18 protein-coding genes are annotated in these 20795 nt (G+C 65.3%); 11 read left to right on the top strand and 7 right to left on the bottom strand.

Annotated features, from left to right (window positions below; translation table 11 throughout):
- The first annotated feature begins 107 nt into the window (after positions 1-107).
- The 3 genes from glnE (at position 108) to BUA41_RS11990 (ending at position 5849) form a co-directional block, all read left to right on the top strand.
- Entirely contained in the window at positions 108-3134 is a 3027-nt protein-coding gene (gene glnE, locus BUA41_RS12000; protein WP_072823150.1) for a bifunctional [glutamate--ammonia ligase]-adenylyl-L-tyrosine phosphorylase/[glutamate--ammonia-ligase] adenylyltransferase, read from the top strand.
- A 75-nt stretch (positions 3135-3209) separates the two neighbouring features.
- Positions 3210-4133: a branched-chain amino acid transaminase gene (locus BUA41_RS11995; protein ID WP_072823148.1), complete on the top strand. Its 924-nt coding sequence runs from the start codon at positions 3210-3212 to the stop codon at positions 4131-4133.
- 942 nt (positions 4134-5075) lie between these two features.
- Positions 5076-5849: a hypothetical protein gene (locus BUA41_RS11990; RefSeq protein ID WP_072823146.1), complete on the top strand. Its 774-nt coding sequence runs from the start codon at positions 5076-5078 to the stop codon at positions 5847-5849.
- A 57-nt stretch (positions 5850-5906) separates the two neighbouring features.
- Here the strand turns inward: BUA41_RS11990 and gfa are convergent, their stop codons facing one another.
- The 7 genes from gfa to pqqA all read right to left on the bottom strand — a co-directional run bounded on the left by gfa (position 5907) and on the right by pqqA (position 12714).
- On the bottom strand, positions 5907-6476 hold the full coding sequence (gene gfa / locus BUA41_RS11985) for an S-(hydroxymethyl)glutathione synthase (RefSeq protein WP_072823142.1): 570 nt from the start codon (positions 6474-6476) through the stop codon (positions 5907-5909).
- A 169-nt stretch (positions 6477-6645) separates the two neighbouring features.
- Entirely contained in the window at positions 6646-9150 is a 2505-nt protein-coding gene (locus tag BUA41_RS11980; RefSeq protein WP_072823140.1) for an insulinase family protein, read from the bottom strand.
- A 34-nt stretch (positions 9151-9184) separates the two neighbouring features.
- The gene (gene pqqE / locus BUA41_RS11975) at positions 9185-10333 is read right to left on the bottom strand and encodes a pyrroloquinoline quinone biosynthesis protein PqqE (protein WP_072823138.1); all 1149 of its coding nucleotides are present in this window, start codon (positions 10331-10333) and stop codon (positions 9185-9187) included.
- On the bottom strand, positions 10326-10601 hold the full coding sequence (pqqD, locus tag BUA41_RS11970; protein WP_072823135.1) for a pyrroloquinoline quinone biosynthesis peptide chaperone PqqD: 276 nt from the start codon (positions 10599-10601) through the stop codon (positions 10326-10328). Before pqqD ends, pqqE begins: the two co-directional genes overlap by 8 nt.
- Positions 10598-11407 (bottom strand): pyrroloquinoline-quinone synthase PqqC, encoded by an 810-nt coding sequence (gene pqqC, locus BUA41_RS11965; RefSeq protein ID WP_084671488.1) that lies wholly within the window; start codon positions 11405-11407, stop codon positions 10598-10600. Before pqqC ends, pqqD begins: the two co-directional genes overlap by 4 nt.
- Before the next feature lie 224 nt (positions 11408-11631).
- Positions 11632-12561 carry a pyrroloquinoline quinone biosynthesis protein PqqB gene (pqqB, locus tag BUA41_RS11960; protein WP_072823133.1) on the bottom strand — a complete coding sequence of 310 codons (930 nt, stop codon included), beginning with the start codon at positions 12559-12561 and terminating at the stop codon, positions 11632-11634.
- 81 nt (positions 12562-12642) lie between these two features.
- Positions 12643-12714 (bottom strand): pyrroloquinoline quinone precursor peptide PqqA, encoded by a 72-nt coding sequence (gene pqqA / locus BUA41_RS11955; RefSeq protein WP_072823345.1) that lies wholly within the window; start codon positions 12712-12714, stop codon positions 12643-12645.
- A gap of 371 nt (positions 12715-13085) precedes the next feature.
- Between pqqA and BUA41_RS11950 the strand changes: the two genes are divergently transcribed.
- The 8 genes from BUA41_RS11950 (at position 13086) to pedC (ending at position 20791) form a co-directional block, all read left to right on the top strand.
- Complete coding sequence (locus tag BUA41_RS11950; protein ID WP_072823131.1) at positions 13086-14912, top strand: methanol/ethanol family PQQ-dependent dehydrogenase; 1827 nt, start codon at positions 13086-13088, stop codon at positions 14910-14912.
- Between the two features lie 98 nt (positions 14913-15010).
- Complete coding sequence (locus tag BUA41_RS11945; protein ID WP_072823129.1) at positions 15011-15526, top strand: c-type cytochrome; 516 nt, start codon at positions 15011-15013, stop codon at positions 15524-15526.
- Positions 15513-16376, top strand: a complete 864-nt coding sequence (locus BUA41_RS11940; protein WP_072823127.1) for a quinoprotein dehydrogenase-associated putative ABC transporter substrate-binding protein — start codon at positions 15513-15515, stop codon at positions 16374-16376. Before BUA41_RS11945 ends, BUA41_RS11940 begins: the two co-directional genes overlap by 14 nt.
- A complete protein-coding gene (locus BUA41_RS11935) occupies positions 16369-17031 on the top strand; it encodes a hypothetical protein (protein WP_072823125.1) in 663 nt (220 codons plus the stop codon). The genes BUA41_RS11940 and BUA41_RS11935 overlap by 8 nt, the downstream gene beginning before the upstream one ends.
- On the top strand, positions 17018-18232 hold the full coding sequence (pedA1, locus tag BUA41_RS11930; RefSeq protein WP_139249116.1) for a lanthanide ABC transporter ABC transporter substrate-binding protein PedA1: 1215 nt from the start codon (positions 17018-17020) through the stop codon (positions 18230-18232). Before BUA41_RS11935 ends, pedA1 begins: the two co-directional genes overlap by 14 nt.
- Positions 18208-19215, top strand: coding sequence for a PQQ-dependent catabolism-associated beta-propeller protein (locus BUA41_RS11925; protein WP_072823121.1), 1008 nt, complete (start codon positions 18208-18210; stop codon positions 19213-19215). The genes pedA1 and BUA41_RS11925 overlap by 25 nt, the downstream gene beginning before the upstream one ends.
- A gap of 47 nt (positions 19216-19262) precedes the next feature.
- Positions 19263-19979, top strand: coding sequence for a lanthanide ABC transporter ATP-binding protein PedB/LutE (gene pedB / locus BUA41_RS11920; RefSeq protein WP_217652814.1), 717 nt, complete (start codon positions 19263-19265; stop codon positions 19977-19979).
- Positions 19976-20791, top strand: a complete 816-nt coding sequence (pedC, locus tag BUA41_RS11915; RefSeq protein ID WP_072823117.1) for a lanthanide ABC transporter permease protein PedC — start codon at positions 19976-19978, stop codon at positions 20789-20791. Before pedB ends, pedC begins: the two co-directional genes overlap by 4 nt.
- The last annotated feature ends 4 nt before the right edge of the window (positions 20792-20795 follow it).

Genomic DNA, 20795 nt, shown 5'->3' with positions numbered 1-20795 from the left:
TTCTTCTCTTCCTTGGACGAGGCCACAAAAGCGCCCGATTCCCTTCTGCCCCGGTGCGCCCTTCGCTATGCTGAGGATATTCGATTCGCGACCTGCACGGGAGCTTCATGGCGTTGCCCGACTCTTTCCTACCGCTGACGGACATTCCCGACGCGCTGCATGCCTCGCTGGCCAGGGTAGCCGAGCGACTGAGCGACAGCCTGGCCCGAGCGGACGAGCTCGCCGAACGCCAGGGGGCGGAGCCGCCGAGCGACGTCTGGCAGGCGCTGTCGGCGACGCGTCGCGAGGAGCTGGCTCGGGTGCTGGCCTGCTCCGAATTCGCGGCCGAGATCCTCATACGTCATCCCGAGTGGCTTGCTGCCCTGGACGCGGACGGAGAGCTGGATGCACCGCTCGAGGAAAAGGTTCTCGGCCAGGCCCTCGCCGATGTGCTCGATGGTATCCAGGAAGAGGCGCAGATGCATGCGGCGCTTCGGCGCTTCCGCCGGGCGCGCATGCTGGGTATCGTCTGGCGCGATCTCAACCGCCCCCGGGGCCACGGCATGTGGGATACCGCAGCCAGCGTTTCGCGCCTGGCCGAGGTCTGTCTGGAGGGCGCGTTGGGCTGGCTGGAGTCGCACTTCCAGCGGCGCTGGGGGGCGCCGGCGCCCCGGGAGGACGGCTCGCCGCAGCGCCTGGTGGTGCTCGGCATGGGCAAGCTGGGGGCCGGCGAGCTCAATCTCTCCTCGGACATCGATCTGATCTTCGCCTTTCCCGAGAAGGGCGCCACCCAGGGCGGCAAGCGCGAATACGACCACCAGGAATACTTCACGCGCATCGGTCAGAAGCTGATCGCCGCGCTGGACACGATCACCGCCGAAGGCTTCGTCTTTCGCGTCGACATGCGCCTGCGCCCGCTGGGCGAGGGCGGTCCGCTGGTCGGCAGCTTCAACATGCTGACCAGCTACTACCAGGACCAGGGCCGGGAGTGGGAGCGTTATGCGATGCTCAAGGCCCGGCCGGTTGCCGGCGATTGCGATGCCGGAGTCGAGCTGCTGGCCAGGTTGCGTCCCTTCGTCTATCGCCGCTATCTGGACTTCGGTGCCATCGAATCGCTGCGCGAGATGAAGGCGCTGATCAACCGCGAGGTGCGCCGTCGCGACAGCCTCGACAACATCAAGCTGGGCCCCGGCGGCATCCGCGAGGTGGAGTTCGTGGTGCAGGTCTTCCAGCTGATCCGTGGCGGCCGTGATACCGAACTGCAGGTGCCGTCGCTGAAGACGGCACTGCAACGCCTCCCGGCGCTGGAACTGCTGCCCCAGGGGGTGGTCGACGACCTCGAGGCCGATTACGTCTTCCTGCGCGATCTCGAACACGCCCTCCAGGCCCAGGAAGATCGCCAGACCCAGACCCTCCCGGAGGACCCATCGGCGCGGGAGCGTCTGGCACTGGCCATGAGCCATGCCGAGCAATCCTACGATGACTGGACGGCCCTTGAAGCGCGACTCGAGGAAGTGCGCGAACGCATTCGCGGCCATTTCGATGCCGTCATCGCCGACCCGGAAGAGGAGGCGGACGCGCCCATCGAAAACGCCGAGGCGCAACGCGACGACGAGATCCCCCTGGACGAGTGGCGTGCCGCCTGGCGTGGCGAGCTGACGGAAGAGGAGGGGCAGGATCTGCTCGAGAGCGCCGGCTTCACGGCCCCCGAGCTGGCGGCGCGACGCCTGGCGACACTGCGCCGCTCGCGTGCGGTCCAGGGCATGCAGCAGATCGGCCAGGAGCGCCTGGATGCGCTGATGCCCCTGCTGCTCTCCGCCGTGGCCCAGAGCGACGCCCCGGACACCGGGCTCGAGCGCGTCCTGCCCCTGGTCGAGTCGGTATTGCGGCGCACGGCCTATCTGGCGTTGCTGCGCGAAAACCCCGACGCCCTCGACCATCTGGTGGCGCTGTGCGCGGCGAGTCCCTGGATCGCCGAGCAGCTGGCCCGCCACCCGGTGCTCCTCGATGAGCTACTGACCCCGCAGACTCTCTACTCGCCCGCCGACAAGGCCCGCCTGACCGACGAACTGCGCCAGGCCTTGGGGCGAATTCCCGAAGAGGACGAGGAGGCCCAGCTCGAGGCGCTGCGCATCTTCAAGCACGCCCAGGTGCTGCACGTGGCTGCCTCGGACATCGCCGGGGCGCGACCCCTGATGAAGGTCAGCGACTACCTGACCTTCATCGCCGAGGTGGTGCTCGAGCAGGTGCTGGTGATGGCCTGGCGGCACCTGACGCACAAGCATGGCCTGCCTCAGCGCCGGGACGGTACTCGGCACCGCGAGCCCGACTTCCTGGTCGTCGGCTACGGCAAGCTGGGGGGAATCGAGCTCGGCTACGGCTCGGATCTCGATCTGGTCTTCATCCACGATGCGGCCCCCAAGGGCGCCACCGACGGCAAGCGTGCCATCGACAATAGCGTGTTCTTCACCCGCCTGGGGCAGCGCATCATCCATCTGCTGACGGCCATCACCCCTGCCGGTGCCCTCTACGAGGTCGACATGCGCCTGCGCCCTTCGGGCAACTCGGGGCTTCTGGTCACCGGCCTCGATGCCTTTGCCGACTACCAGCGTCAGCACGCCTGGACCTGGGAGCATCAGGCCCTGGTGCGTGCCCGGGCCGTGGCCGGCGGTCAGGAACTGGCCGAGCGTTTCGACGAGGTTCGCCGGGAAGTGCTGGGGCGCGAGCGTGATTCGGAGCTGCTGCGCCAGGAAGTGGTCAAGATGCGCCACAAGATGCGTCAACACCATGGCAGCAGCGCGAGCGAGCGGGAGCAGGGCGGGTTCGATATCAAGCATGACGCCGGCGGCATGATCGACATCGAGTTCCTGTGCCAGTATGCGGTGCTGTCCCGGGGATTCGAGACCCCCGATCTATTGGCCTGGAGCGACAATATTCGTATTCTGGAGACCCTGGAGTCGAGCGGTTGCCTGGCAGCCGACGACGCCCGCCACCTGCGCGATGCCTACCTGGCCTATCGGCATGCCGCGCATCGCAATGCATTGACCAAGAGCGGCACCCGGGTCGACGCGAAGGAGTACCGGGAGTGTCGCCAGGTGGTCAACCGCGTCTGGCGGCGCTGGCTCGAGCCCGAAGCGAGCCAGGACGCCACCTAGACGCTTGCGAGGGATGCCCGCAGGGTCCGCTTTCATAACGCCCAGCTACACGTTGAACAACGAAGGAAAAGTACTATGTCGATGGCCGACCGCGATGGTCTGATCTGGTTCGATGGCGAGATGGTGCCCTGGCGCGACGCCAAGGTTCATGTGCTGACCCATACCCTGCACTACGGCATGGGCTGCTTCGAGGGGGTGCGGGCCTACGCCACCGAGCAGGGAACCGCGATCTTCCGGCTCAAGGAGCATACCAATCGCCTGTTCGACTCCGCCAAGATTCTCGGCATGCCCATGCCTTTCAGCAAGGCGCAGATCAACGACGCCAGCCGCGCCGTGGTGCGCGAGAACGGTCTCGAGGAGGCCTACCTGCGACCCATGGCGTTCTTCGGTTCCGAGGGCATGGGGCTGCGGGCCGACAACCTCCAGACCCATGTCATCGTCGCCGCCTGGGAGTGGCCGTCCTACATGTCGCCAGAATCCCGGGAGCTGGGCATCAAGGTGCAGACCTCGTCCTTCACCCGGCACCATGTCAACGTCTCGGTGACCCGAGCCAAGGCCAACGGGCAGTACATCAACTCCATGATGGCCCTGGCCGAGGCGCAACGCGGCGGTTACGACGAAGCGCTGCTGCTCGATCCCCAGGGCTACGTCGCCGAAGGGTCCGGCGAGAACCTGTTCGTGGTCAAGGACGGCATCATCTACACGCCGATGCTCACGTCGTGCCTCAACGGCATCACCCGCAACACCGTCTTCCACATGGCCGAGAAGCTGGGCTACGAGCTGCGCGAGAAGCTGATCACCCGGGACGAGGTCTACATCTGCGACGAGGCGTTCTTCACCGGCACCGCCGCCGAGGTCCTGCCGATTCGCGAACTCGACGGTCGCACCCTCGGCGAGGGGCGTCGCGGCCCGATCACCGAGCAGATCCAGACGATGTACTTCGACCTGGTCAAGGGCAAGCAGACCCTGAATGCAGAATGGTTGACACCGGTGGTTTAGGTATTCGCCACATCCCTTGATTGGGGCATCGCATGAAAGAAAGCACCCTCTTGCCGGGGTGCTTTCGCGTATCTTGCGGTCATGGTGCGGTGGCTCAGGGTGTTGACCCTTCCTGGTCGGTGTCCTGCTTGTCCTTGCAGAGGCATCGCCTGTCGGGCACCCTTTGATGCGGCGATGCCGACACCCTGCTCGCCACCGCCTGTCCATCGTAAGAGTGTCCGCCAGGCAGTTATTTCATCTGGATTAAGAAAGGGGGAAATCCATGCTTTCGGGTTGTCGGAAGCAGTCCCTGCAAGTCGGAAAGAACTAGATTTACGATTTTAAGGTATTAGAATGCCTGCCCCGGGGAAAGAACGCGCTGGCTCGTGCGGACAGCAAAAACGGCGAAAAAAAGACAAAAAAATGGGCTGCTAGAGCAGCCCAAGGTACGCAGGGAATTGAAAAACCGGTTTGATTGATCTGATCTACCCGTCGATACACCAGATGAATCGTGAACCTGAAGCGAGAAGCTCTCGCTGTCTGACTATAATATAGCGAACCGGATGCCATGTTTTTAAAAAACCAACAATATCAAAAGCTTAAATTTGGCATGAGGGTGGTCGGACAAGGCGGGTGATGAAAAGGTGACCCGGGACAGCCATAAAACGTCGCCATTTGGCAACGCCATAACGCGACAATAATAAATTTCATTTCATATCAGTGCCTTATAGTGTCTTAAAAAAGATACAGCCGGGTGGAGGAGTAGATTCAAGAACGTTGTTCGTCAACGCCCCGCCTGCCGCCCCACGGCATTTCCGCTTTTGCCTTATCATTGCTACAGGCTAGAGAAGCCCGCTCTTGAAAGGGGTATGCTTCCGGTCACGGTGTGCCCTTTCCTAGACACCTGGGGCACATGATGGAAGTCGTCCCGTAGAGGCAATAGAGAAAAGGACAAGGACGCTTATGCTCGAATGGATCTCCCAGAACTCGAAGGTGCTGAGCTTCTTCACCAACCTCGGCATCCTGATCATCTGGCTGGCCTACGCGCAGCTGCTGTACATGGGTTTTCGCCGCCAGCGCCGCCCGCGCCTGATCATCAACCGAGGCAAGAAGAAGGATATCGAGGCGCTCTGCATCATCAGCAACATGAGCGCCGAGGCGATCTTCATCGAATACATCATCGCCGACCTGGAGACCTCGGAAGGCACCATCACCATGGATGTCACCGACTTCGACCAGGAGTACACCGAGGGCGACGAAAACAGGAAGAGAGACACCTCCCCCGGGCTGGGCGGGGTGAGGGAGAATACCCGCCAGGGGCCGCTGGAGTCCGGTGACTTCCTGCACATCGGCACCTTCGCGGAGCTGATCAAGCGCCTGGCCCGGGACGAGGGCATCGAAATGGAAGGGCATCGCCCCACGGGCGACCTGCGCTTCCAGCGTCTGACCATTCGCCTGATCGGCGTCTACGGCCCCGAGGACATGCCGATCGGCGCCGAGCGCAGTTTCGATCTGTTCGACAATGACAATTTCTGCTCGCTGACCCCGGCCACCTGGGACACCAAGCGCCTGTCGTCGCCCTGGCAGCGCCGCAAGCTACGCAAGACGATGCAGAGTCTCAACGAGCGCAACTTTTCCTCGTCGTCGAACTTCAGACATGTCGCCGACGAGGAGAGCGACGAGAGTGATCAGGAAGAAACCCGCGAAGCCGCGGCCGAAGCCAGTCGGAAGGAGTGAAGAAACGCTTTTTCCCCGGGCTGCCGCTGGCGAGCCCGGGGAAACCGTATCCCGACGTCAGAGCACGCCCTTGGCCTTGGCGGTATGGGTGGCGATGGCATCCATCAGGGGCGGTGACAGGCAGTCGTAGGGAGTCAGCCCCAGCTCCTGGAGCCGGGCGCGAATGGCTCCCATCTCATCCGGCGGAGTACCGGACTCGATGATCGAGGAGGTGAATGCCGCGAACTCCGGCGCGGCCCAACCCCTCTCATCCGAAAGTTCGGTATGGATGAAATCCAGGCCGTGGAAGGGGTGGTCGGTATTCTCGATGCGCCCGAACATGTGCACACCGCACGCCTTGCAGGCATGGCGCTGGATGGCGGCCGAAGCATCGACCACTTCCAGTTTATCCTCGTTGGCGGTGACGCTGAGGCGATCGCGCGGCACCACCGCCACCATCGAGAACAAGGCCCCGTCGGGCTTCCAGCACTTGGTGCAGCCACAGACATGGTTGTGGGCGCATTGCGCCTCGACGGTGACCTCGACCTGGCGGTCGCTGCAATGGCAATGCAGCTTGCCGCCCCCGAAGTCGTCGCTACCCGCCGCGACACCCTTGTCCACCGCCGGATGAATGCTGATCGTGCTCATCGTATTTCCCCCTTCCGGTGCTGTTGTCGTTGTCGCTTCCGTCCAGGATTGTGTCGTTTGTGAGGTGCTTGCGGGCGCTGTCTTCCCTGTCAGCCACTGCCAGCCGCGATTCACCAGATGCGCTAGGCTCATGGTCGTGTCCTCCACCGGGCTCGTGCCGGTCGTTTCACTATAGTTGATCCCTGATTTCCGAGCTGCCTAGGCCCACCGGCGAGTGCGCCCACCATTGCCAGGTCAGGCGGCCCTCGACCAGCGCCGTCGCCTGGGCGATCAGTCTCTCGACGGTCAGCCCGGCAAGGGCCTCCCGGGCCAGAAGCCAAGGCGCCGGATCGCCATTGCGGCGTACGCCTTGCCAGGCCCGGGCCATGGCCTCCCCAGGCGTTTCCGGCGGCCCCCAGGCGCTTGCCAGGCCAGCGCGTCGGCGCTCGAAGACGGCGGCATCGAGCGCTGCCAGCATGACGCCCTGGCGAGCGAGGAAGTCGCTCACGGCGTGCTTAAGAACGTTGATATCGGCGTGGGGAGACTGCACGACATAACCCAACCGGGGCCAGCCGCTCCCCTCGCGGTAGCGCACCGCCGCGACATAGCCGAGCCCCTGATGCTGGCGCAGCGCTTGCTGGAAGGCGGCATCGTGGCATTGCGCCAGCAGCTGGAAGAGCGCCCGGCTCGTCGGACTGTCGTCGCGGGCATCGACCTGCAGCATCACGGCGCGGTCGCCGCCCTGGGGTGGCAGCCAGCGAATGGGCTGGCCCTCTGGCTCCAGCGCCTGGGAAGTCGCCTCCGGGCTTGGCAGGTCCGGCGTCGACGAACCAGCGAACCCTTCGCTCAGCCGTCGGCTCCCGGCCAGGGTCTGGGCAGCGCCCAGGGTACCGCCGGCCCAGGCGATGATCCGCGAGTCATCGTCCCGGCGGGGTGCGGCCAGGGTGTCCAGAAGGGCCAGCAGGCGCTGGGCGAGCAATCCCGGGGAAGGAAGAGACGGCGCGAGATCGGGTGTGGTCGGCCACGCGGCCAGCCCCTGGGCGAGGCAGGATTCGAGGCGTGCGGCGTCCCCCGTTGCCAGCAGCCAGTCGCCTCGGCCATCGCCGCCCAGGCTCAGGTGCAGGCCCAGGGCTTGGGCCGTCTGGCGCAGGGCCAGCGTCCTGCGTCGCCACTCGATCAGTCGTGCCGGCTGATCTGCCATGGGGGCCGGCCAGGCCAGGCCCCAGAAGGCATCGGCAGGGGGTGGCCCGCCGCCCCACCACACGAGAAGTGCCTCGTCGTCGAGGATCGTGCCGGGCGCGACGGGAGCACTATCCTGCTGCAAGCGATGAGGCGCGAGAGGTGGTGCCGGACGCACTGGCCAGGCCGCTGAAAAAGGCCCCGGAGGGCAGCGGCAAAACCGGGTGCCCGTCTCGGCGATGCTCTCATGGAGCCTTGCCGGGGTCGGTAGTGCTTCAAGTACGCGACAACGTTCGGGCACAAGCCAGCCTTCCAGTTCGACGGTGGCCTCGGCAGCCGCGGCTGAATTCGGCGGTGAGGGTCTTGCGGGCTGCCCCGTGGCCAGGCGGCAGGCCAGTTGCCTGGGCCAGGCATCGAGGTCGTGAAGCGCTGACGACGACGGGCCAGGGGGTTCCGTCGCAAAACGGGTCACCAGGCGTTGCAGGTGGCTCTGGCAGGTGGCGAGCAGTGTCTCGACATGGCGAGACGACGGCTCCTCGCGCAAGGTCAGCGTCAGGCCCAGGGCAGCGCCGCTCTCCGTCGAGAGATGGGCCTCCAGATCGAGGAGGGCGAGGTGCGGCTGCAAGGTCGCGGCCAGCTTGCCATCGGCGAGGGCTTGGGCTAGCTGTTCGCCGACCCACCGCTGCTCGGGTGTCAATGGGTCGGGCAGCGGCCAGATCATCTCCAGCACCGGCGTCGCGGTCGGCTGCCCCTCGGGCAGGGACCATTGCACCCGAGCGGGTTCCGCCCAGCGCCAGGGATGCGCGGGCAGGATCGCAGGCGGGCCCGCGGTGTCGCCGGGAATCTCGCCAGCCGCTGCCAGCAGTGCGAGTTGGCGATCGACCGGCTCTGGACCGAGCATGACCAGGCTCAGGCGCTCGGCATGATAATGCTGGGCATGGAAGGTCCTGAGTGCGGCCAGCAGGGCCGGGAGGTCGTTGCCCAGGCTCTGCCGGTGACCGTGATGGCAACGAAAGGCAGGGTGCGAGGGCCGATAGAGCCGTGACCGTGCCCTCTGGCGATGCAGTTCCGGATCGCTCAGCCGGGCCCGAAACTCCGCCTCGATCACCTCGACCTCCCGGGCGATGAGCATCTCGCGCAGACAAGGACGCAGAACCAGATCGAGCAGCCGCGTAAGACCCGCCTGCCCCGCGTCGGGGGGGAGGGTCAGGTGCACGTCGGTGGCCTGTTCGCCGGTATGGGCGTTGTAGCGTCCGCCCTGTTCGCCGACCCAGGCGGCGAAGTCGCCCGGTTGAGGATGACCTGGCGAGCCCAGGAACAGGGCATGTTCGAGCAGGTGGGCCAGCCCGGGCAGGGTCTCGGGCTCGTCGAGATAACCGACCCCGACGGCGGCGACCAGCCGTACCTGGCGGGCCGTGGGCACCTCGATGGCCAGGGTGCGCACGCCATTGGCGAGCCGGCGCTCGGCGAGACGATTGCCCGCCGGCAGGCCCGGCACTTCGGCCTGGTCGGTCATGGCATCCTCCTGGCGCCAAGCACGCCACCCCGTGTCATTCGCGGCAGAACACCCTCGACTGGTGAATGTTGCGCGGCGTCAGCTCGTGCACCGAGCGCGTGTCGGCAGCGGCTTCCTCCCGTGCGGCCAGGATCAGGTGATGGTCCGGCGACAGAGCGCAGGCCGGATCGGTGGCGCCGGCATCGCCGGTCAACAGGTAAGCCTGGCAGCGGCAGCCGCCGAAATCCCGGTGGCGTTCGTCGCAGTCGCGACAGGGCGCCGGCATCCAGTCGTCGCCGCGATAGCGGTTGAAGGCGGTACTCTGGTACCAGATCGCCTCGAGGGAGTGCTCGCGCACCGTGGGAAAGCGCATCGGCAGGATGCGCGCGCTGTGACAGGGCAGCACCGTGCCGTCCGGGGCGACGGTCATGAAGATCGCGCCCCAGCCGCCCATGCAGGCCTTGGGGCGCTCGGCATAGTAGTCGGGCACCACGAACAGCAAACGCATGTCCTGGCCCCTGGCAGCGAGCCGCTCGCGCCAGCGCTCGGTGGTGGCCTCGGCCGCCTCGAGCTGTTCGCGACTGGGCAGCAGCCCGGCGCGATTGAGGTGCGCCCAGCCGTAGAGCTGGCAGTTGGCAAGCTCCACCGCGTCCGCGCCAAGCTCCGCGCACAGGGCGATGATGGCGTCGAGCTGATCGATGTTGTGCCGGTGCAGCACCACGTTGAGCACCATCGGATAGCCGGCGGCCTTGACCGCCCGGGCCATGGCGAGCTTTCGGGCATGCGCCTTGGGCGAGCCCGCCACTGCCGCGGCGACCTCCGCATCCGCCGCCTGCAGGCTGATCTGGATGTGATCCAGGCCGGCGGCGCGCAGGGCCTCGATGCGCGCTTCGTCGAGACCCAGCCCCGAGGTGATCAGGTTGGTATAGAAGCCCAGTCGGCGGGCTTCGCCCACCAGCGCCTCCAGGTCCCGGCGCACCAGCGGTTCGCCGCCGGAAAAGCCCAGCTGCACGGCGCCCAGGGCCCGCGCCTGGTGCATCACGTCGAACCACTCCTCGGTACTCAGCTCCTCCTGGCGGGCGGCAAGGTCCAAGGGGTTCGAGCAGTAGGCGCATTGCAGGGGGCAACGGTAGGTGAGTTCGGCGAGCAGCCACAGCGGGGCGCCCTGGCCGGAGTCGCGTCGGATGTTCATCTTCTCACTCATGACGAATCCACCCCTGGTTGGAGGCATCCTGCAGGAACTCTTCCACGTCCTCGGCCAGCTCCTCGGCGGGTGCCTGGGGATAGCGCCGGTTCAGTTCCTTGATCAGCGCGGCAACGTCGCGCTCGCCATCGAGCAGGGTCAGGATGGCACCGGCGCTTTCGTTGAGCTGCACCATGCCCTCCGGGTAGAGCAGCACATGGCGTTGCTGGGCCTCTTCCCACTGCAGTCGCCAGCCGGGGCGCAGGCGGTAGACGGTCGCGGCGTTCATGCCAGCCCCCGGTGATAGACACGCCGGTCGGTGACGCTGTGATAGGGCGGCCGATCGAGCTGGTAGGCCAGGCTCATGGCATCGAGCATGCTCCACAGCACGTCGAGCTTGAACTGCAGGATATCCAGGGCACGTTGCTGGGCCGCCGAGGTGGTGCACAGGTCGAGGGCCAGTTCCAGGCCATGATCGACGTCGCGGCGTGCCTCGCCGAGGCGCTTGCGGAAGTAGGCATAGCCGGCCGGGTCGATCCAGGGGTAGTGCCGGGGCCAGGTATCAAGGCGGCTGCGATGGGCCTGGGGCGCGAAGAGCTCGGTAAGTGAGGAGATCGCCCCCTCGCGCCAGTCGGCACGGCGCACGAAATTGACATAGGCATCCACCGCGAAGCGCACGCCGGGCAGGACATGCTCCTGGGACCACAGCTCCACCCGCGCCAGGCCCACCGCCTCGCCCAGGGCCAGCCAGGCCTCGATGCCGCCGCTGTCGCCGGCGTGGCCGTCGTGATCCAGCAGGCGCTGGATCCAGCGCCGGCGCACCGCCGCATCCGGGCAGTTGGCCAGCAGGGCGGCGTCCTTGAGCGGGATGCTGATCTGGTAGTAGAAGCGGTTGGCGACCCAGCCGCGGAGCTGTTCGGGGGTAGCGCGGCCCTCGGCCATGTCGATCTGATAGGGGTGATGAATATGGTAATAGTCACCCTTGGCCATCAGCGCGGCATGAAAGGCGTCGCGGTCGAGGGCGCGATCCTGAGGCCCGCCGGACCCTTCGCTAGCGTCCAGCGATGTCGCCAGGGGTGGTGTGAGCGGTGGCATGGGGACCCTCCCGAAAAGCAGCTGGCCTCGTTATCGGGCCGGCCTTGTTGTTAGGGTTTGCCTGAAAAGTCGGCGAGCGAAGCTCAGGCAAGGCAAAAATTGACGAAAGAGCGGAGTTTACGCGGTGTAAATGAGCATCTTGAGTCAATTTTCAACGCCGCATGATCGAGCGCAGACACTTTTCGGACAGAGCCTAGTTGAGACGCTGCCCGTGTGCCCTTGGTTCAGGGTTCGAAGCGCAATCCGTCGAAAGCCACCTCGATGCCTCGGGCGTCGAGTTCGGCCCGCTCCCTCGAGGTCTCGTCGAGGATCGGGTTGGTGTTGTTGATATGGATAAGGATACGCCGTGTGGAGCGGGGCAGGGTATCGAGTTCGTTCAATAGTCCCCCTTCGCCAGCCAGTGCCAGATGGCCCATCTCCTGGCCCGTCGCCTGGCCGACGCCGGCACGGCACAGTTCGTCGTCGTGCCACAGGGTGCCGTCCACCAGCACGCAGTCGGCGCGTTCAAGCCAGCCACGCAGATCAACATCCAGCTTTCCCAGGCCGGGCGCATAGAACAACGAGCGACCATTGCGGGTATCCTCGACATATAGACCGATATTGTCCCCCGGGGTGGGTGAACCGCGTCGCGACGAATAGGGCGGGGCATTGCTGTGCAGGGCCACGGCGGTGAAGCTCAGCCCCGGGCAGGCCGGGACCGTGAAGGAGGCCGTGGCGTGAGCGGCATCGACCTGGATGGGCTGCCAGCGAAGGCCTCCCCGCCAGTGGTTCAGCATGGGAAAGAGCGGGAAGCCGGTGCTCAGATCCTGATGCACGTTGGGGGTGCACCAGACATCCAGCGGACACCCCTCGCGCAGAGACAGCAGGCCGGAAGTGTGGTCGATCTGACCATCCATCAGCAGCACCCCGGCGATTCCCGTGTCCCGGGGCTGGCGCCTGGGATGCAGTTCGCGATTGGCGCCGATCTGGGTGCGAATGTCCGGGGAGGCGTTGCACACTAGCCAGCGCTCGCCGTCGCTGCTGATGGCAATCGACGATTGTGTGCGAGCCTGGGCAGTCAGGCTGCCGTCACGCACCCCCTGACAGTTGCGACAGTTGCAGTTCCATTGTGGAAAGCCACCCCCTGCCGCCGATCCCAATACGAGCACCTGCATGCAACGACTCCCGGCGGAGAATGATGTCGCCACCAACGCAAGGCGCCCCGATGAGCGGAGCGCCTTACCTGCGATCGATGATCAGCGATTGGCGATATAGAGGGTGACCTCGAAGCCAAGGCGCAGATCGACATATGACGGCTTGGTCCACATGGTTGTTCTCCGGTGGTCGTGGTGGCCTGCAGGGCGTTGCTTCCACTTGTCTAGTAAAGCACTGTGACCGGCACTTGCACTACGACCTAAGTCTAAATGGCGTGCCGGAAGGCATAAGTCAGCAACATTTGCTTATATAAGTCAGGACAAAAAACGGGCAAAACAATACCTTGCAAAAGCATCACGGCGAGCCGTCCCGACGTGAAGAATTTTTCGCATTACCCTGCGCCTGGGCAAGGCGTTTACTTTCTGTGCAAAAACTTAACCTGTGCTAAACCTCTTTATGTGCTGCTGGAAAGCAACAACAACGACAAGCTTGCCGGGGGAGCAGGAATGCCCCGTGGCGAGAAGAGTACATCGGAGACAACGCCATGCTACGGGAGATGAAATATGCCATTGCGACCATAGGGCTTCTGGCCGCGACCACGCTTCAAGCCAATGACAATCAGCTTGAACTACAGAGCAACCCAGAGTACTGGGCCACCCAGTTGGGCAACTACCAGGGCAATCGCTACAGCCAGCTGGACCAGATCAATCGTGACAACATCGGCGACTTGCGCGCCATGTGGCAATTCTCGACCGGCGTGCTGCGCGGCCATGAAGGTGGCCCCCTGTATGTCGGCGACGGACGCCTCTATATCCACACTCCCTTCCCCAACAAGGTCTTCGCCCTCGATCTGGAAGAGCAGGGCCGCATCCTCTGGACCTACGAACCGGATCAGGACCCACGCGTCATTCCGGTGATGTGCTGCGACACCGTCAATCGAGGCCTCGCCTATGCCGACGGGCGCCTGTTCCTGGGACTGGCCAACAATACCCTGGTCGCCCTGGACGCCGAATCCGGCGAGCTCCTGTGGGAGGCCAGCAACGGCGACCACACCAAGGGCGAGACCAACACCATGTCGCCGCTGGTGGTGCACGACAAGGTGATCATGGGCATCAGCGGTGGCGAGTTCGGGATACGCGGCCACATGACCGCCTACAACGCCGAGACCGGGGAGATGGCCTGGCGTGGCTACTCCAACGGGCCCGACAAGGATGTGCTGATCGATCCGCAGAAGACCCTGATGATGGGCAAGCCCATCGGCGAGGCGGACCTGGGCGTGAGCACCTGGCCCGAGGGTGAGTGGAAGCGCGGCGGTGGCGCCCCCTGGGGCTGGGTCACCTACGATCCGGAACTCGACCTGATCTACTACGGGTCCGGCAATCCGGGGAGCTGGAATCCGCAGCAGCGGACCGTCGATGGCGAGCCTGCCGACAACAAGTGGGCGATCACGGTGTTTGCCCGCGATCCCAACAACGGGCAGGTCAAGTGGGTCTATCAGAAGGTGCCCTTCGACGAGTGGGACTATGACGGCGTCAACGAGAACCAGCTGATCGATGTCGAGATCAATGGCGAGCAGCGCAAGGGCCTGGCGATCATCGATCGCACCGGCTTCGGCTTCCTGCTCGATCGCGAGACCGGCGAGCTGCTGGTGGCCGAGAAGTTCGCTCCGGAGACCAACTGGGCGAGCCACTACGACATGGAAACCGGGCGCCCGGTGGTCAACGAGGAATTCAGTACCTTCCGCCAGGGGGTCAACGTCAATACCACGGACATCTGTCCCACCGCCATGGGGGCCAAGAACATGCAGCCCAGCGCCTACTCGCCCGAGACAGGCCTGATCTATGCGGGCATCAATCGCATCTGCATGAACTACGAGCCTTACGAGACCGAATACGTGGCCGGTCAGCCCTATGTCGGCGCCACCCTGACCATGATGCCGGCGCCGGTTCAGGAAGGCGATCAGGAAGGGCGCATGGGCAGCTTCATCGCCTGGGACCCGGTCGAGGGCGAAGTCGTCTGGAAGACCGACGAGCGCTTCGCGGTGTGGAGCGGTGCCCTGGCGACGGCGGGCGGGCTGGCGTTCTACGGCACCCTGGAAGGCCATGTGAAGGCGGTGAATATCGACACGGGGGAAGAGCTGTGGAGCTTCAAGACCCCATCGGGAATCATCGGCAACATCAATACCTTCCAGCATCAGGGCAAGCAGTACCTGGGCGTGTTGTCGGGAGTCGGTGGTTGGGCGGGCATCGGCCTGGCCGCCGGCCTGGAAGACCCCGAGGAGGGGCTGGGGGCGGTCAGCGCCTTTGCCGCCCTCAAGGACTACACCGAACTCGGGGGCGTGCTGACCGTGTTCGCCTTGCCGGACGCCTGAGGTCGTGATTCGGGCGCCCCGGGCTCAGGGGGTTGTGAGCCTGGGGCGCGTGACCGCGATTCGTGCGTCCAGGACCGACACGCAAGGAGTCTTGCCACATGACCCCGACCCGCATGTCACGCCGGGTGTTTCCCGCGATCGCCATGATCATCGGTGTGGCGGTCTCGGTGATGGTGATGTTCGCCGCGCCGCCCGGTGCCGCCCAGGAGAATGGCCAGGGGCAGGGCAGGCCGGGTGACTATATTGCGATCGACGGCAAGGTCGATCAGGGCACCTACGACGGCTATATCGCCTACACCCGTGCCTGCCTCGCCTGTCATGGACCGGATGGCCTGGGCTCCTCGTTTGCCCCGAGCCTGATCAAGCGAGTGCAACAGCGCACCTTCTCCGAGTTCTCCAACGTGGTGGCCGCAGGCTTGCAGATCCAGCCCGACATGGTCATGCCCTCCTTCGCCGACGACGACTATGTGTTGCGCAATATCGAGAACATCTACAGCTACATGAAAGGACGGGCGGCCGGCGATATCGGCCGCGGACGCCCCAGGGTCATCGACGAGGCGCAAGGGCAGGAGCCGGCGCAACGTCGCGAGGAAGACGCGAGTGCGAAGAATTGATACCTGGTCACGAGGTCGGTGGAGGACGATCGTCGCCGGTGCGTTCGGGCTGATTGCCTCCATCGCCGTTGCCGATCTGCCCGAACGGGAATCCCGCGAGCATCTGCGGGTCTGCGCCGATGCTAACAACCTGCCGTTCACCAACCGGCAAGGCGAGGGCTTCGAGAATCGCATCGCGGAAATGATCGCCGCCGAACTCGATGTGCCACTGCGTTACGTCCATGCCCCTCAGGTCATGGGCTTCATTCGCAACACCCTGGACGCACGACTCTGCGATCTGGTCATGGGGGTCGCCGCAGGCTACGAGTTCGTGCAGAACACCCTCCCCTACTATCGTTCCGTCTATAGCCTGGTGGTGCCGAAGGGCTCGGATCTTGAGGCCACCCATCTCGAGGCAGCGACCCTCGAGGGCAAGCAGATCGGCGTGATCTTCGAGACGCCACCGACGGTTCCATTACGCCGCGCCGGTGCGCATCTGCAGAGCTATGCCTTGCAGACCGATACCCGGGTCAGGACGCCGGCCAGGGACGCCGTGGAAGACGTCGCCAAGGGCGTGACCGATGGCGCGGTGATCTGGGGACCCCTGGCGGGCTACTACGCCGCCCGCCAGAATCCGCCGCTCGCCGTCGTGCCGCTGGTGGACGACACCAGCCAGGCACGCCTGATCTATGCCATCACCATGGGGGTACGCCATGGCGAGCCCCAGTGGCGCGACTGGCTCAATGACTTCATCAGGCGACGCCAGGCGGACATCGATGCCCTCCTGGTCGACTACCACGTACCGTTGCTGGATGAGCACGGTCGGCTCATGAGCCCGGCCGCGACCTCGGGGGAGGCCAGGCGTGATTGACCTGCAGGCCTTCGGATCGCGACATGAAGCGCTTCTGCCCTGGGGCATGGCCCTGGCGATGGCTTGGGCAGTGCCCATGGAGACCAATGCCCAGTACCCAGGCGCCGAACCAGCGGACTGGCCCTGCGAACAGCGCCTGATCCCCGAGCTGGCCTGGGGCACCCTCTGGGCCGGTCCTTCGCTCGACGCCCTCGAACGCCAGTGGTGGGAGGACGAGGAGGTCGGTGCCGTGGTGCGTTTCGCGACCGCCCGCCAGACACCCCGGGATGCTGCCCTCGAGCGGGTACGCGACTTCGTCGAACGGGTAGCCAGCGAGCCGCAGGCGAACGCGGACCATCGCCTGACCCTGCTGTTCGCCGGGCTATTCGAACGCCTAGACCGTGAGCGCAGCCGCATCATCGACCGCATACGCAGTGCGGCGCGTGCCCAGGTCGCGCGCCTGGAGCGAATCTCGGGCATGGTCGACAGGCTGGAGGCGCTGCGGGCCTCGGAGAACGCCAGCGACGCGGCCATCGAACGCCTGCAGAAGGAGCTGTACTGGGAACGGCAGGTCTTTCAGATGCGTCAGCAGGCCTTGCCGGCGCTCTGCGAGAAGCCCTACCTGCTCGAGGAGACGCTGAGCCGAATGGTGAGGACGATCAGTGCGCAAATGTAAATGGGGGGCTGCAAGGTTGCTGTTGCTGGTGCTCTTGAGTCTGTCGAGCGTGACCAAGGCGCAGGAGGCCGCGACCGTCACCCTGGGGTATCTGGGCATCGAACGACCCGCGGCACTCGAACCCTTGTCGGTACTCGACCCGGTGGTGGACGACGAGGGCGTGCAGGGCGCCCGCCTGGCGATCCGGGACAACAATACCGCCGGGCAGTTTCTGGGGCAGGAGTTCCTGCTCGTCGAGGCGGTCGTGGCCTCGGAGCGGGAGGTCGCCGAGGGCCTGAAACGGCTCGTCGAGCAGGGGGCCGAGTGGATCGTCAGCGGCGTGCATCGCGAGGCACTGGAAGCGCTGATGGACGATCCGGCGCTGGGGGACCGCGTGGTGTTCAATGTGGCGGCGAGCGATGACGCACTGCGTGGTGCGGCCTGTCGTCGGAACCTATTCCATACCACCCCCAGCCGACGCATGCTGGCGGATGCGCTGGCCCAGTTTCTCGGCTACAAGCGCTGGACGCGCTGGGCGCTGGTCCATGGCAACACCGACGAGGATCGTCTGCGCGTCGAGGCGCAACGTGCCGCCGCCGAGCGCTTCGGTCATCGTATCGTCGACGAGGCGATGTGGCCCTATGACCCCATGGCGCGGCGCGCGGAGGGCGGTTTTCATGCCATTCAGCGCGAAATCCCGGTATTCCTGCAGGCCTTCGCCGAGCATGATGTGCTGGTCATTGCCGACGAGAACGACTACTTCGGCGAATACTTTCCCTACCAGACCCGGCTGCCGCGTCCGGTGGCCGGCACCCAGGGGCTGACGCCGACGGCCTGGCATCGCGCCCACGAATCCTGGGGCGCGGTGCAGCTGCAGCGGCGCTTCGAGGAGCAGGCCGGTCGCTGGATGACGGCGCAGGACTTCGCGGCCTGGCTGGCCGTGCGCTCGCTGGGCGAGGCGGCGTCGCGCACCGGCGCCGTGGATCGCGATGCACTGCGCGAGTACATGACCAGCGAGGCGTTCGAATTGGCCGGCTATTTGGGGCTGCCGGTGAGCTACCGTTCCTGGAATCACCAGCTGCGCCAGCCCATCCTGGTCACCGGGCCGCGCATGGTGGTCTCCGTCTCGCCCCAGGAGGGTTACCTGCATCCGCGCACGCCGCTGGATACGCTGGGTGTTGATCAGGGAGAGTCCACATGTGGTTTCCAACCAGAACGATAATCAAACAAGCCGCCTCGAGCCTGGCATTGAGCATGCTGATGCTGTTGCCGACGGCGGCCCAGGCCGAACGCATCTTCGTCTCCAACGAGAAGGACAACACGCTGTCGGTGATCGACGGCGAGACGCTGGAAGTCATCGAGACCATCCCTGTCGGGCGACGGCCCCGGGCCATGGCCTTCAGCAATGACGGCAGCCAGCTGTTCGTGGCGGTGGGCGACGACGAGGCCATCGACATGATCGATCTCGACACCTTGAAGGTGGTGCGCAGCCTGGCTGCCGGCGAGGACCCCGAGGTGATTCGCGTCCACCCCGATCGACCGCATATCTATGTCTCCAACGAGGACGACAACATCGTGTCGGTGCTGGATTATCAAAAACGCACCCGGGTCACCCAGATTCCCGTGGGGGTCGAGCCCGAGGGGCTGGGCGTCAGCCCGGATGGCAAGTGGCTGATCGCCACCTCCGAGACCTCGAACATGGCCCATATCATCGACCTCGAGACGATGGAGGCGGTTTATCACCGGCTGGTGGGGGCGCGTCCGCGGCATGTGGAATTCACCAGGGAGGGCGACAAGGCCTGGGTGTCGGCGGAAATCGCCGGGACGGTGGCGATCATCGACATGCAGGACACCTTCGACGTCATCCATACCCTTGAATTCGAAGTGCCGGGGGTGCCCCGCGAGACCGTTCAGGCGGTGGGCATGGAATTGACGTCGGATGGTCGCTTTGCCTTCGTCGCCCTGGGACCCTCGAACCGGGTCGCGGTGGTCGATCAGCAGAGCTACGAGGTACTCGATTACCTCCTGGTGGGCCAGCGGGTCTGGCACCTGGCACTCGATGCGGACGAGAACCGGCTGTTCACCACCAATGGCGTCAGTGGGGATGTCACGGTGATCGAGATAGAGGGCGACGAAGGCGACTTCGAAGCGATTCGCTCGATCCCCGTGGGACGCTTCCCCTGGGGCGTCGTCGTCGCGCCGTGAATCTTGCCGGCGGCAGTAGGGGGGCTCCGCAGCCGGTGGCGCTGGAGGTGCGCAACCTGAGTTTCAGCTATAGCGGCGAGCCGGTGCTCGACGATGTTTCCCTGGCATTGAAGGCAGGGGAGTTCGCGGTGCTGCTGGGCCCCAATGGGGCCGGCAAGACGACGCTCTTCTCCTTGATCACGCGGCTCTACGACCATCGTCAGGGCGAGATTCGAGTCGGTGGCTTCGATCTGCGCCGCCATTCGGTCCAGGCCCACGCGAGGATGGGCGTGGTGTTCCAGCAACCCACCCTGGACCAGGACCTCACGGTCAAACAGAACCTGGCCTATCATGGCGCCCTGCACGGCATGACGCCCGGCATTGCGAGTCAGCGTGCCGCGCGGCAGCTCGCTCGGCTCGACATGCAGGATAACCTCGGGCTGCGGGTGCGCCATCTGTCCGGGGGGCAGCGTCGGCGGGTGGAGATCGCACGCGGACTGCTGCACGAGCCGCGCCTGCTGTTGCTGGACGAACCCACGGTGGGCCTGGACATCGCTTCCCGCCGTGCCCTGGTCGAGCACGTGCATCGCTTGTGCCGGGAAGAGGGGGTGGCGGTGCTGTGGGCCACCCACCTGATCGACGAGGTGCAGCCCGAGGACCGGGTGATCGTGCTGCACCGCGGTCAGGTACGCGCCAAGGGAGGCGTCGCCGATCTGCTGGCGCAGACCGGCGGCGCGACCCTCGGCGAGGCCTTCGAGCGACTGACCCCAGGCGCGCCGGCATGAGCCTGGCGGCCCATGGTCACTGCCTGCGCGGCATCGTCGGGCGCGAGCTGCTGCGCTTCGTGCATCAGCGCAGCCGTTTCGTGGCAGCCCTGGTCAGGCCCCTGGTGTGGCTGTTCGTGTTCGCCGCGGGCTTTCGCATGGCGCTGGGGGTGGCCATGACCGAGCCCTACCAGACCTACATCCTCTACGAGGTCTACATCGTTCCGGGTCTGGTGGGCATGATCCAGCTCTTCAACGGCATGCAGAGTTCGCTGTCGATGGTCTACGACCGGGAGATGGGTAGCATGCGCGTGCTGCTGGTCAGCCCCTTCCCGCGCTGGTACCTGCTGCTCTGCAAGCTGCTGGCCGGCACACTCGTCTCCATCCTGCAGGTCTATGTGTTCCTGGCGATCGCCTACCTGTACGGGGTGCAGGCACCGGCGATGGGCTATGTGCTGATGCTGCCGGCGCTGATCGTCACCGGCTTCCTGGTCGGGGCGCTGGGTATGCTGCTGTCGAGCCTCGTGCGTCAGCTGGAGAACTTCGCCGGCATCATGAACTTCGTGATCTTCCCGATGTTCTTCCTCTCTTCGGCGCTCTATCCCCTGTGGCGACTGCGCGAGGGCAGCGAGCTGGTCCATTGGATCGCGGTGCTCAATCCCTTCACCCACGCGGTGGAGATGATCCGCTTCGCGATGTACGTGCGGTTCAACGTCGAGGCGACGCTGATCGTGCTGGCGACCACCATGGTACTGCTGGCGCTGGCGATTCTCGCCTACAACCCGGCCAAGGGCATGATGGCGCGCAAGGGCGGGCCAGGCGGTGGTGATTGACACC

It is taken from the genome of Modicisalibacter ilicicola DSM 19980 (genome assembly GCF_900128925.1).
In the GTDB taxonomy this organism is placed as follows: Bacteria; Pseudomonadota; Gammaproteobacteria; order Pseudomonadales; family Halomonadaceae; genus Modicisalibacter; species Modicisalibacter ilicicola.
The sequence above is the reverse complement of the archived record's forward strand: the minus strand, read 5'-3'. Positions and strand labels throughout refer to the sequence as shown.

Coding starts and splice junctions, on each gene's coding strand:
- pqqE (WP_072823138.1), bottom strand. CDS start 10,333: ATGAGTGAGAAGATGAACATCCGACGCGACTCCGGCCAGGGCGCCCCG.
- BUA41_RS11950 (WP_072823131.1), top strand. CDS start 13,086: ATGCTACGGGAGATGAAATATGCCATTGCGACCATAGGGCTTCTGGCC.
- pqqD (WP_072823135.1), bottom strand. CDS start 10,601: ATGAACGCCGCGACCGTCTACCGCCTGCGCCCCGGCTGGCGACTGCAG.
- pqqC (WP_084671488.1), bottom strand. CDS start 11,407: ATGCCACCGCTCACACCACCCCTGGCGACATCGCTGGACGCTAGCGAA.
- pqqB (WP_072823133.1), bottom strand. CDS start 12,561: ATGCAGGTGCTCGTATTGGGATCGGCGGCAGGGGGTGGCTTTCCACAA.
- glnE (WP_072823150.1), top strand. CDS start 108: ATGGCGTTGCCCGACTCTTTCCTACCGCTGACGGACATTCCCGACGCG.
- BUA41_RS11990 (WP_072823146.1), top strand. CDS start 5,076: ATGCTCGAATGGATCTCCCAGAACTCGAAGGTGCTGAGCTTCTTCACC.
- gfa (WP_072823142.1), bottom strand. CDS start 6,476: ATGAGCACGATCAGCATTCATCCGGCGGTGGACAAGGGTGTCGCGGCG.
- BUA41_RS11925 (WP_072823121.1), top strand. CDS start 18,208: ATGTGGTTTCCAACCAGAACGATAATCAAACAAGCCGCCTCGAGCCTG.
- BUA41_RS11995 (WP_072823148.1), top strand. CDS start 3,210: ATGTCGATGGCCGACCGCGATGGTCTGATCTGGTTCGATGGCGAGATG.
- BUA41_RS11945 (WP_072823129.1), top strand. CDS start 15,011: ATGACCCCGACCCGCATGTCACGCCGGGTGTTTCCCGCGATCGCCATG.
- BUA41_RS11980 (WP_072823140.1), bottom strand. CDS start 9,150: ATGACCGACCAGGCCGAAGTGCCGGGCCTGCCGGCGGGCAATCGTCTC.
- pedC (WP_072823117.1), top strand. CDS start 19,976: ATGAGCCTGGCGGCCCATGGTCACTGCCTGCGCGGCATCGTCGGGCGC.